General features: G+C 72.8%; 4 protein-coding genes. 2 read left to right on the forward strand and 2 right to left on the reverse strand.

The window, feature by feature from the left end; translation table 11 throughout:
* Positions 1-3 precede the first annotated feature (3 nt).
* A complete protein-coding gene (locus HNP44_RS10990; RefSeq protein WP_259139604.1) occupies positions 4-9,336 on the reverse strand; it encodes a type I polyketide synthase in 9,333 nt (3,110 codons plus the stop codon).
* Positions 9,337-9,644: 308 nt separating this feature from the next.
* Here HNP44_RS10990 and HNP44_RS10995 point away from each other — a divergent pair, with 308 nt between their 5' ends.
* Entirely contained in the window at positions 9,645-10,463 is an 819-nt protein-coding gene (locus HNP44_RS10995; protein ID WP_310437675.1) for an SIR2 family NAD-dependent protein deacylase, read from the forward strand.
* Here HNP44_RS10995 and HNP44_RS11000 read toward each other — a convergent pair.
* Positions 10,438-11,724: a hypothetical protein gene (locus HNP44_RS11000; protein ID WP_259172086.1), complete on the reverse strand. Its 1,287-nt coding sequence runs from the start codon at positions 11,722-11,724 to the stop codon at positions 10,438-10,440. The genes HNP44_RS10995 and HNP44_RS11000 overlap by 26 nt on opposite strands.
* A gap of 78 nt (positions 11,725-11,802) precedes the next feature.
* Here HNP44_RS11000 and HNP44_RS11005 point away from each other — a divergent pair, with 78 nt between their 5' ends.
* Complete coding sequence (locus tag HNP44_RS11005; protein WP_259140248.1) at positions 11,803-12,609, forward strand: shikimate 5-dehydrogenase; 807 nt, start codon at positions 11,803-11,805, stop codon at positions 12,607-12,609.
* The last annotated feature ends 12 nt before the right edge of the window (positions 12,610-12,621 follow it).

Raw genomic sequence — 12,621 nt, forward strand, 5'->3', positions numbered from 1 at the left:
GGGCTACCGGCATCCGTCGGCGCAGTACGTGCCGTCGGATCCCAGCCGCACGGCCTCGTCGAGCAGCAGAGCCGCCTCGGTCCGGTCCGTCGCCTCGGAGGTCGCGTCGGCGCCGAAGCGCCGGCCCGCCGGGGGCTTGCGGTACAGGCCCGACCGGCCGCACATCGCCGACAGCACCGCACGCCGACCCGCGACCTCGCGCTCCCGCGCCGCCGCCAGGTACACGGCGCGCGCCGCCGGGTCGAGGGAGGCCAGGAAGGCGTCGCGGTGCACGACCGCGATGAGGCCCGAGACGTGGCCGAAGCCGAGCGAGGTCAGCAGACCCGCCTTGGGACGGAACCCCTCATCGAACCGGTGCGTCTCCCGCAACCAGACGAGGTGCGGGAACTTCCGCATCTCGTCATCGACGCAGTCGAGGCTGCGGTTCGGCGGGAGCACCTGGTCGTTGAGCATCTGGCACATACCGATCAGCTGGAAGGCAGCGGCGCCGCCCTTGGCGTGACCCGTCAGCGACTTCTGCGAGACCACGAACATCGGGGCGCCCTCGGAGCGGCCGATCGACGCCGCGATCCGCTCGTGCAGGTTCGCCTCGTTCGGGTCGTTCGCGTTGGTCGACGTGTCGTGCTTGCTGATGATCGAGACGTCGTCCGCCGCGACACCCAGCTGCCGCAGGCTGCGGGCCATCGGGGCCTCCGGGCCGCCGGCGGCCACCGACAGCGCGCCCATGCCGGGAGCCGGGATGGAGGTGTGCACGCCGTCGCCGAAGCTCTGCGCCCAGGCGACCACGCCGAGCACCGGCAGGCCCATCTTCGCCGCGATATCGCCGCGGGCCAGCAGCACGGTGCCGCCGCCGTTGGACTCGACGAAGCCGCCGCGACGGCGGTCGTTGGCGCGGGAGAAGCGGCGCGGGCTGATGCCCTTGGCCAGCATCTTCTCGCTGTCCGCGGTGGCCTGCATCATGCCGAAGCCGGTGATGCCCTCAATCGACAGGTCGTCGAATCCGCCGGTCACCGCGAACACGGCCTTGCCGACCTTGATCTTGTCGACGCCCTCCTCGACCGAGACCGCCGCGGTGGCGCAGGCCGCCACGGGGTGGATCATGGCGCCGTAGCTGCCGATGTAGCTCTGCACGACGTGCGCGGCGACGACGTTCGGCAGGGCCTCCTGCAGGATGTCGTTCTGGTTCGGCTCGCCCAGCAGGGTGTTGATGAACAGGTCGCGCATCGAGCTCATTCCGCCCATGCCGGTGCCCTGCGTGTTGGCGACGTGCGAGGGGTGCACGTACTCCATCAGCTCGGCCGGCTCGAAGCCCGCGGAGATGAAGGCGTCGACGGTGGCCACCAGGTTCCACAGGGCCAGGCGGTCGACCGATTCGATCATCTCGGGCGTGATGCCCCAGTGCGTGGGGTCGAAGCCGTCCGGGATCTGTCCGCCGACGCTGCGCAGCAGCTTGGTGCGGCGCGGCACGCGGATCTCGGTGCCGGCCTTGCGGGTGATCCGCCACTCGCCCGTCTCCATCGGCACCGCAACGGTGTTCTCCGGATCGGCGTCGACGAAGGCGCGGGCCTCGGCCTCGTTCGCCACCACGAAGGACATGTCCTCGGGCAGGAACACCGACACCAGCAGCGGAGCCGTCTGGTCGATGATGTCGCCGTCGTCGCTGAACTCGCGGATACCGCAGCGCTCCACGACCGCGTCGTGGTACTTGTCGGCCAGCTCGGCCTCGGGCACCAGGTCGCCCGATTCGGCGTCGTACCAGCCCGGCTCCGGGTCGTTCTCCCAGGTGACCATGCCGGTCACCCAGGCGAGCTCGGCGACGCCCGCGGCGGAGAGCCGCTCGTCGACCTCCATCTCGAAGCGGGTGCGCGAGCTGCCGTATGGGCCGACCTCGCCGGCGCCGACGATCACGACCATGTCCTCGGGCCGGGCCTCGATCGCGCTCCAGTCCGGCTCGCCCAGGGTCGCGACCGGGGCGCCCGGCAGAGCCGCGATGGTGCCCTCGTCCTCGGCCTCCGCGGCCTCGGCGAGGCGGGCCTCCATGGCCTGCTCGGCGAGCGCCTTCATGTCCAGGTTGACGCCGCCCAGGCCGCCGGTGAGATCGTCGAACAGCGGGGCCGTCGCGGCTCGCTCCCGCGCTTCGGCGCTGGCGTTCGCGAGCAGCTTGTCGGCCATCTCGAAGGTCGACCAGGTGCGCACACCGGCCGCCTCGACGGCCTCGACCAGCGGGTCGTTGCCGCCCATGAGGCCCGTGCCGCGGACCCAGCCGATGATGGCGTGGGCCAGGGTGACGCGCTCCGACCAGGACTTCTCCGCGTTCCAGCGGGTGACGAGGGCGTCCAGGGAGGCCTTCGATTCGCCGTAGGCACCATCGCCACCGAACATGCCGCGGTTCGGCGAACCCGGCAGAACGACGTGCAGCCGCGAGGCCAGGTCGGTGTCCTTGCCGATGGCGGCGAGGCCGGCGATGAGCCGCTCGACCGACCACAGGAGGATCTTCATCTCGAGCTCGGCGCGCGGCCCGGCGTCCGACATGTCGCCCGAGACGCGGGGCGCCGCGAACGGGAACAGCATCGTCGGGACCAGGGCCTCCTTGTGGACCGTGGTGTACGGGCCCACGGTCTCGGCCTGGCGCTCGCCGATCCACTCGACGAGCCCGTCGACATCGGCGTAGCTCGCCATGTTCGCCGGGACGATCCACAGGGCGGCGTCGGTCCGGGCGCTGGTGCGGTACAGCTCCTTGAAGAAGTCGAGGCGCTTGTCGTCGAGGCGGCTGGTCGTCGCGATCACGGTCGCGCCGCCCGCGAGGAGGCGCGCGGCCACGGCCGCGGCGATCGACCCGGCGGAGGCGCCCGTGACGACGGCGACCTCACCCGCGTAGACGCCCGGCTCCGGGCTGCTCTTGGCCAGGCCCGAGAGGAAGGCGTACGCCCGGGCGTGCTCGGTGCGGCCCGCCTCGGTGGCCTTCTTCTCCCACCACTGCGCCTGGTCCTGCAGCGCCTTGCCGGCGCCCTTGGCGGTCTCCAGGATGTGCTTGCTGTAGGTCGGGAAGGTCGCCGGGTCCATGTTCCACACGCGGAGCAGGTCCTCGCGGGCGCTGGCCCAGCGGTCGTCGATGAGGACGGCCTTGTTGGCGTCGAAGGCCGGCGCGACCGCGTTCGCCCAGTCGTCGCCCAGCTCGGTGGCGATCAGTGCGGCGAGCCGCTCCGACTCTCCGTCGAGCGAGGGCAGGCCGCCCTCGACGGTGCCCAGGCCCAGCTTCTGCAGCAGCACGCGGGCCGACGAAGCCAACGCGCCGTCCTCCCCCGTGATAGCGGAGGTGAACTCGGCGAGCGCCGCGGCGTCGACGGTCGCGCCGCCGCCCCCGCCACCGGCGGAGGGCTTGCCGACGGGCACGCCCTGCGCGGCGCCCACCTCGGCGACCGCCCGGTCGATCAGCGCGTCGAGCGCGGCCGCGTTGGAGACGGCGCCGTCGAGCAGCGTCGCGAGGTCGCCGCCGCGGACCGAGGCGCCCTCGCGAGTGCCGGTGGCCAGCGCGAGCACGGTGTGCTGTGCCCAGCCCGGGCCGAGCTCCCAGGTGCCGGTGACGTACTCGGTGATGTAGTTCGGGCGCTTGCCGGTGGAGCCCAGCAGCTTGCGCAGCTGGTTGCCGACGGTCTCGGAGAGCACCGGGCCGAGCGGCTTGTAGGTGCGCGCCAGCTTGGTGACGGTGCCGGCCAGCGTGGGCAGGTCCGCCTCCGCGGCACCGTCGATGGCGCCGAGGTTGAGCTCGCTGCCCAGGTCGAGGAGCAGCTGGTTGCGGCGCGAGCTCACGCCGTCGCACAGCGTCTCGATGGTGTCGGTCTTCTCCAGCTGGTCCGGACGCATCTTGGTCCAGATCGCGATCATCGCGCGCGTGGCATCCGCGGCGTCGAAGCCGAGGTCGGCCGGGCGGGGGCCGCCCGACGGTGCGCTCGCCACCGGCGCGGCAGCGGGTGCTGCGGCCGGTGCGTCCGCGGCGGGCGCCGCGGCCTCGGCGGGCGCGTCGGTGCCCTCGCCCTCCTCGACGTCCTCGTCGGTCGCGAAGACCTTCGCGGCGTCGCGCTCGGCGTTGAGCACCGTCGCGGCGGCGCGCTGGTAGGAGGCCAGGGCCAGGGTGCGGCTCGCGAGGTTCGCGAGCGTCGGAGCGGACGCGAGGCCCACCTCGATGAACCGCTCGACGCCGAGGCCGCCGTGGTCGGTGTCGATGAGCAGCTGGTCCTGGGTCTCGATCCACCGGACCGGGCTGGCGAACTGCCACGCCAGCAGCTCGATGAGCAGCGTGCGGGCCGTGTCCATCGGGTTCGCGGCGGCCGCGTCCCAGTCGGCGACGAGCGCGCGGACCGGCTCGCTGGGCACCACGTCGAGGATCGAGACCGCGAAGTCGGCGGTCAGCTCGAACGGGCGCGCCACCAGGTTCGGCAGGTACTTGCCGACGAGCTTGGTGTAATCGAACTCGGCCGGCACCAGCTCCTGCAGTCGCGCGGTGAATTCCGGCACCCCGTCGCGCAGGACCGAGGAGTGGAACGGGATGTCGATGCCCGGCACCAGCTGGAATGCCTTCGGGCTGCCGCTGCGCTCGGCGATCGCCTTCTCCAGCGCGTCGAGCCCGGCCTGGTTGCCGACCACGACGTACTGCGCGCCGCGCAGGTTGAGGTTGACGATTTCTCCGAAAGCGGCACCACTGCCGTGGTCCGGACGTTCCCCGGACAGACCGGCACCCTCGACGACGCCCTCGACCCAGTCGGAGATGTCGGCATCGTCGACATCGAACAGCTCCGGCCGCAGCGCGGCCATCGCGTAGGGGCTGCGGCCCTGCTCGTCGCGGGGCACCAGCTGCTGCATGATGCGGCCGCGGTGGAAGACGGTCTCGAGGATCGTGCCCAGCGGCAGTACGCCGGCGGAGGCCAGCGCGTTGTACTCGCCGACGGAGTGGCCGGCGATGATCGGATCGTCCACGCGGGCACCGATCTCGGTGAGCTCGGCGAGCTGCGCGCAGGCGACGGTCGCCATCGCGACCTGGGTGAACTCCGTCAGGTACAGCACCCCGTCGGGGTGGGTGTAGACCGTGCCGTTGGCGCGGATCGACAGCGGGTTGTCGCGAACCACCGCGAGGATGGAGAAGCCGAGGTTCTCGCGGGTGTGCGCATCGGCCGCATCCCAGACCTCGCGCGCGGCCTTGCTCCGCGAGCGCTGGTTCAGGCCCATGCCCTTGCCTTGGATGCCCTGGCCCGGGAAGACGTACGCGGTGACGGCCGGGAAGGCCACGGCCGACGCGGCCATCACGAGGTCGTCGCCGACCCGCGCGGTGATCTCGAGCAGCTCGCCGCCGCGGTCGATGCCGACGCGCTCGACGGTGAACTGCACTTCGTCGCCCGGGAGGACCATGCCGAGGAAGCGCGTGGTCCAGCCGCGGATCTTGCGGTGCATGACGTCACCGTTGGAGGCGGACGCCACCTGCTGCGCGGCGGCCGAGAGCCACATGCCGTGGACGATCGGGCCGGGCAGGCCGGCCAGGCTCGCGGCGACCTGGGAGGTATGGATCGGGTTGTGGTCGCCGGAGACGGCGGCGAAGCCGCTCATGTCCTGCGGGGCGTGGACGACGGCCTGGCGGAGACGCTTGCGCGGGGTCTCGGTGGCGGTCTCGCCGCGCGCGCCGCCCGCGGGCTGCGGGTCGGCCAGCTCGGCGGCGCCGGTGCGGCCGCGGATCGCGAAGCGCTCGGTCATGACGACGGCCGGGGCGTCGGCGCCCGGAGCGCGGACGTCGATGCCGACGGTGACGACGGTGCCGATGTCGGTGGCGGTCACGTCCTCGAGGCGCGCGGTCGCGCGGTACGCGCCCGGCGTCGGGTTCGCGGCCAGCTCGATCGCGTGATCGAGGTGCACCAGGTCGAGCATGCCCTCCACGACGGGGCGGCCCTCGGCGGTGGTGGCGGCGCCGACCACCGCGAAGGACGCGGGCCAGCACAGGCCGACGAAGGCGTCCGGCACTGCCAGCTGCTCGTCGCCGTACAGCGCCGACAGGCCCACGGGAAGGCTGTCCGCCGTGATCGCCGCGTGGTCGGCGGCGTCCTCGGCGCGGAACTCGAAGTCGATGGTCGCGGCGCCGTCGGCGACGGCGGGCAGGTCGCCCGCGGCGGCGAGGGCCACCAGCTTCGACATGGACTCGCTGGCCGCGCCGAGTTCGATGACGGGCACGCCGCCGTCGGCGCAGCTGTCCGGGACCTGGATCGGGATCACGAGGTCGGTGCCCGAGACCGGGATCTCCAGGACGACCGCGTTCGGGCCGGTCACCCGCAACCGGGCGCCGGTGGCGGAGTGCAGGGCGGAGTCACCGTCGGCCTCGACGGTCCAGGTGCTGCCGGCGCCCAGGCGGGCGATGGGGCTGTGCACGAGGCGGCCGGCCCACAGGATGTTCGTGGCGGCCAGGGCCCGCGCGAGCGGGACGGACTGAACGCCGGGCACGACGCGACGGCCGGCGACGGCCTCCGCGACGACGCCCTCGCCGAGACGGCGGCGGACCAGCTCGGCCTCGAAGCGGTTGAGCAGGTCGCCGACGGGCTCGTCGACGCGGGTGATGCCCGCGACGGCCTCCGGGCCGGGGATGATGCACACCTCGTCGGCCGAGTAGCGCGGCGAGTGCGCCTGCCACAGCGAGTCGGAGCGCCACCAGCGGCGGACGTCCTTGTCGACCACGGGCACGAAGTTCACCGGCTTGCCGGGAGTGCGGCACAGCGAGACGAAGAAGGGCACGTCGGCCGGGTGCAGGCGCGTGTCGGCCGCCTCCGGGTAGCGCTGCAGCAGTCGCTCGAGCGCGGCGTAGGCGTCGTCGGTGGCGGTGACGTCCGCGAAGCCGGTCTCGATGGGGCCGCGGTCCTCGGGCGCGAGGCGGGCCTCGGCGCGGTGCAGCATCGACAGGAAGCGGTCCTGGTGCGTGATGTCGAGCCAGCCGTAGTCGCCGAAGCGGCTCGCGTCGGCGGCGGCGAGCTGCTCGCGGGTGCCGACCGAGAGCTCGAGGTAGCGCTCGAGCCATTGCGCGTAGGTCATCGCGTCGGCGTCGCCGAAGTAGGGCTTGGCCGTACCGGCCATTGCGGCGACGATCTCGTCGCGGCGCTCGGCCACGGCGTCGCCGTCACCGGCGACCTCGTCGAGCAGGCGGCCGCACGCGGAGGCCGTGTTGTCGATCTCGTGGATGTCGGCGCCCAGCTGGCTGCGTCCCGACGCCATGCCGCCGCCGGCATGTCCGGCGCCGATCCAGGCGGGGGTACCGGGGATCTCGGCGAGCAGCCGCTTGACGTCGTCCGACGTCGTGGCCTCGAGCGTGGCCATCGCGGCGGTGCCGACGAGGATGCCGTCGACGGGCATCGCGGGGGCTCCGTACTTGCGCGACCACTCGCCGGAGAGGTACTGGGCCGCGAGCTCGGGCGTGCCGATGCCGCCGCCGACCGCGAGGACGACGTTGTTGCGGTCGCGGAGCTCGGCGTAGGTCACGAGCAGCAGCTCGTCGAGGTCCTCCCAGGAGTGGTGGCCGCCGGCCTTGCCGCCCTCGACGTGCACGATCACGGGGAACTGCGGGACCTCGGCGGCGATGCGCGCCACCTGGCGGATCTGCTCGACGGTGCCCGGCTTGAAGGCGACGTGCCGCATGCCGGCGTCGGTGAGCTCCTCGACGAGCGCCGTGGCCTCCTCCAGCTCGGGGATGCCAGCGGTGATGATGACGCCGTCGAGCGGGGCGCCCGCGGCGCGGGCCTTCTGCACGATGCGCTTGCCGCCGAGCTGCAGCTTCCACAGGTACGGGTCGAGGAAGAGCGAGTTGAACTGCGCAGCGCGGCCCGGCTCGAGGAGCGCGGTCAGCTTCTCGACGTTCTCGGCGAAGATCGGCTCGGTCACCTGGCCACCGCCGGCCAGCTCGGCCCAGTGGCCGGCGTTGGCGGCCGCGGCGACGATGCCGGGATCGACGGTGGTCGGGGTCATGCCCGCGAGCAGGATGGGACTGCGCCCCGTGAGCTCGGTGAAGCGGGTGGACAGCACGGTGCGGCCGTCGGGCAGGGTCACCAGGCGCGGCGAGAACTCCGACCACGCCAGGGGGAGCTCCGGCACGCCGCCGGGCGAGAAGAGATTGCGGGCGCCGCGCAGCGTGGTGGCGGGCACGAGGCCGACGCCGCGGCCGCGCGCGGGGGCGGCGGAGAGCTTGGTGGCGATGTCCTCGGGGCCGAGGTCGATGAGCCAGCGCGCACCCTTGCCGATGGCGCCGTCGACCTCGTCGACCCAGTCCACGGACTCGACGAGGACGGCCGCGGCGAGGCGGGCAGCGGTGGCGGTGTCGAGGCCGCAGCGCTCGGCCCATTCCGCGACGAGGCCGACGCCGTCGGCGAGCGCGGGGTGGTGGAAGCCGATGTCGACCGCGACGTCCTCGAACTTCGGCGCGAAGGCGGCGCCGCCGGTGAGCTTCTCCTTGCGCTGCTCCTCCTCGGTCTCCGCGACGGACTCGCAGAACTCACGGAAGCCGGCGAGCAGCTTCGGTGTGCCGGTGAGCACGAAGGAGTTGCGGTTGTTGCGCACCGCGAGCACGGGGCCACAGGCGTCGAAGGCGACGGTGGCGGTGAAGTCGGCGAGCAGTTTCTCGAGCTTGTCCCGGCGCACGCCGGTGACCGCCATCATCGGGGTGGCGCCGCCCAGTGCGACGAGGCCCTTGCGGCGGGCGACGACGCGGCCCGCGGCGCCGATGAGGCGCGCGATCGCGAGGAGGTCGCCCTCGTTGCCGCGCGAGGCGAAAGCGGAGACGGCGAGCAGGCCCTGCGAGTGGCCGATGGCGGCGACGGGCGGCACATCCCACGGGTCGAGGCCCTGGGCCTCGAGGCCGTACAGGGCGACGAGCTGCGCGAACAGCACGCCGGGCACGGAGAAGACGGCACCGTCGACCTGCGGGGCGAGCAGCCGGCGCGCCGACGGGGCCGCAGCCGCCTGCGCCTGGTCCTCGTCCTCGTCGGTGGTCTCGGCCTCGGCGGCGGCGATCGAGGCGTCGCGCCAGCGCATCGGGTCGAAGGTCAGGGCCTGCGCGCGGAGCAGCTCAGCACGGACGGGTTCGAGCACACTGTCGGCGCGCGCGACGAAGCCGTCGAACAGGTCGCGGTACTCGGGATCGTCGGCCAGACCGGTCTGTTCCAGGAGCGAGACCAGACCGGGCAACCACGGGCCGCCCTGGCCGCCGAAGGTGAGCGCGTACTGCTCCCCCGCTGCCAACCTGTCCACCAGCGCGTCATTGCTCCGCGGTCCCTTGGCCGTGCGTGCATTGGCGGTGACGAAGTCGTCGACAGTCATGAATCTCCTCGGATCAGCTCGCTGCGCGCCGCCATGACGGCGCGTCCGCGGCAGGCCCGCGGAAAACCCGTGTTCCATGAGAACACAGGATTCGCACTACCTCTGACGTGCGAATATGTAACCGGTCGGTATACCGGCGAGTAGCTAGGAGATATCGATTCACGGGTGTATCCGGTTGCCGATACACCCATGAATCCACGCAGGTCCACCACCACGTGACCACCATCACCGATGTTTCCCGCGAGTAGCAGTTGTTATCGAATCGTTACCTGTCCCGTCGCCCGGTCGACGGTCGGTAGTCTGTGCCGATGCAGCCCGGAATGCACCCTTCCGACCGCCCCGCCGCAATCCCCGTCCCCGCCGCCGTGGCGGAGCTGGTGCGTTCCGCCGAGTCCATCGCGGTCCTCACCGGCGCGGGAATGAGCCGCGAATCCGGCATCGCCACCTTCCGGGAGGCACAGACGGGGCTCTGGGAGCAGTACGACCCGGAGGCGATCGCCTCCGTCGAGGGCTGGAGCCGCGACAACGCGCTGGTCTGGGGCTGGTACCAGTGGCGCGCGCACGTCGCGCGTCAGGCGGATCCGAACGACGGCCACATCGCCCTCGCCGAGCTGGCCTCACACCGCACCATCTCGATCGTCACCCAGAACGTCGACGACCTGCACGAGCGGGCCGGCTCGCGTGTCATCTCGCACCTGCACGGCAGCCTGTTCGCGCCGCGCTGCGAGCACTGCGGCACCCCCTACCTCGGGTCGGACGCCTTCCTCCCCGACGACGCCGACGTCGCGCCGACGCTGCGCGCCACGCCGCCCACCTGCATGCACTGCCTGTCGCTGGTGCGGCCCGGGATCGTCTGGTTCGGCGAGCCACTGCCGATGGACGCGTGGAGCCGCGCCGAGGCCGCGGTGGTCGTGGCCGACGTGGTTCTGGTCATCGGCACGTCGGGCATCGTCTATCCCGCGGCGCGGCTACCAGAGACGGCGCTCGCAGCCGGGATCCCCGTCATCGAGATCAACCCGGAGGCCACACCGCTCAGCGAGGCCGCGTCGTACCACTGGCGGGGTACCGCGGCCACGACGCTCCCAGCTCTCGTCGCGACGATCAACGCGGGCGCGGCCCACCCGTAGCGGGCGGCGCCGCCGAAGTCGCGGGCGGGCGCGGGGCGTCAGGCGGACCGTCGGACTTCCACTGGCCGATCACGCCTGGGCCGACGAGCGGCATCCCGCCGACGAGTTCCTCCCCGTTGCTCCGGTCGATGAGGTAGGCGGGCGCGCGGTGGCGGCCGTCGCCCTGGCCGCGCTGCGCGCCCGCGCCGGCCGCCGGCATGCCGTAGGGGCCCGTCGAGGGCCGCGCGCCCGTGGTGGTCGCTCCCGTTCCGACCTGCGGCGCCGCGGATCGCGCGATCGCGGCGTCCTGCCGCAGGCCGAGCGGCGAGGCGGTGCGCCCGACGTCGCCGCGGCCGCCGATCCTCGACAGCCCCGCGCCGGTCCGGGCCGCCGACGTGACGGGGACGCCGGTGGACGGCGAGAGCAGCGACGTCTGTGTCGCGGTGTCATCGAGCGGATCGTAGGTCGGGTCGTCCGGCGTCGGGTCGGTGCCGCTCCCGGGCCCCTCGCCCGCGCCGGTGTCGCCGGTGCCGGTGCCGGTGCCAGCTCCCGTACCGCTACCCGGGCCGGCCCCGGTTCCCGTACCGGCGCCGACCTCGTCGGCGGCGGTGTCCGTGCCCGTCGCCGCGGTGTCGACGGTATCCGACCCGGTCACCGCCGGGTCGGTCCCGTTGCCCGTGTCCGACGTCCCGCCACCCGTGCCGGCGCCGTCGGTCGGGGACACCGATCCCGGGTCCGTCTGCGTCCCGGTGACGGCGGCGTTGTTCTTGGTCGCCGCCGGCCCGACGTGACGGAAGTCGGTGCGGCCGCGGCTCTCCCCCAACGGCAGGGTGGACGCGGACGTCTGGACCGGCGCGGAGTAGGTGCTACGAACGCCCTCCGCCACCTCGTTCCGATAGCCGGAGTCCGACCACGCCCCGTCGGTGGAGGGCGGATCGGGCAGGTCGCTGAACTGCTCGGTCGTGGTCGTCGCCGTGTCGGACAGATCCTCGACGTCACCCACCAGCCGGCGCAGCGCGACCGCGTTCGTGTACGCGCGGTCGGTGTACTGGCCGATCTCGACGTACGACTGGTCCTTGGCCTCGCCGCGCCAGCGGGCGCTCAGCAGGCCGGCGTCGCGCTGCAGCTCCGCCAGACTGTCCGCGTGGGAGTTCCCCGCGCTGCCGATCGCCCGCGCATCCGCCGCGACGCCCGAGCCGGAGAGCCCGCGCGCGAAGTGTCGAATCTCGGAGACCGACATCTCCTCCCACGCGGTCTGCCCGATGCCCTGGAAATCCGTCACATCAATTGGACGCACCAGGTGCGCCCGCGGTTCCCGATCGGCCGGATTAGGGTGAACGGGGTGAACGACTCGATCGCCATGCCCGACCGCGACACCGTGCTGTGCATGTCGCTCTCCGGCCGCCCCAGCAGCATCGGCACCCGGTTCCACAACTACCTCTACCGCGAGCTCGGCCTCAACTACCTCTACAAGGCCTTCACCACCACGGACCTCCCCGCGGCCATCGGTGGCGTGCGGGCGCTCGGCGTGCGGGGATGTGCGATCTCGATGCCGTTCAAGGAGGCCGTGATCGAGCTCATCGACGTGATGGAGCCGTCGGCGAGCGCCATCGACTCGGTGAATACGATCGTCAACGAAGACGGCGTACTGCACGCGCACAACACCGACTATGCGGCGGTCGCCTCGCTGCTGGCCTCGCACGGCGTCGACCCGACGCTGCCCGTCGCGGTTCGCGGCTCGGGCGGCATGGCGAAGGCGGTGGTCGCGGCCCTGCGCGATCACGGCTGCGCCGACGTGACCGTCGTGGCCCGCAACGCGGGCGCCGGTTCCGCGCTCGCGGGCCTATACGGCTTCCGCCATGCGACCGAGGCACCCGACGGTGCGCGGGTCCTCGTCAACGCGACGCCCGTCGGCATGGCTGGCGGTCCGGCGGCGGAGGATCTCTCCTTCCCGGTGGCGCTCGTCGCGGCGGCGGACACCGTCTTCGACGTGGTGGCGATGCCGCCCGAGACGCCGCTGGTGCGGGCCGGTCGTGCCGCGGGCGCGACGGTCATCACGGGCGCGGAGGTCATCGCCCTGCAGGCTGCGGAGCAGTTCGTGCTCTACACGGGCGTCCGCCCCGACCCCGAGCTGGTCCGGGTGGCGTCGGAGTTCTCGCGCTCCTGATCCGGATCGATA

This window comes from Tsukamurella ocularis, assembly GCF_024807615.1.
Classification (GTDB): domain Bacteria; phylum Actinomycetota; class Actinomycetes; order Mycobacteriales; family Mycobacteriaceae; genus Tsukamurella; species Tsukamurella ocularis.

Excerpts from the sequence above, each read along its gene's own strand:
- HNP44_RS11005 (WP_259140248.1), top strand. The coding sequence starts at position 11,803 with ATGCCCGACCGCGACACCGTGCTGTGCATGTCGCTCTCCGGCCGCCCC.
- HNP44_RS10990 (WP_259139604.1), bottom strand. The coding sequence starts at position 9,336 with ATGACTGTCGACGACTTCGTCACCGCCAATGCACGCACGGCCAAGGGA.
- HNP44_RS10995 (WP_310437675.1), top strand. The coding sequence starts at position 9,645 with ATGCAGCCCGGAATGCACCCTTCCGACCGCCCCGCCGCAATCCCCGTC.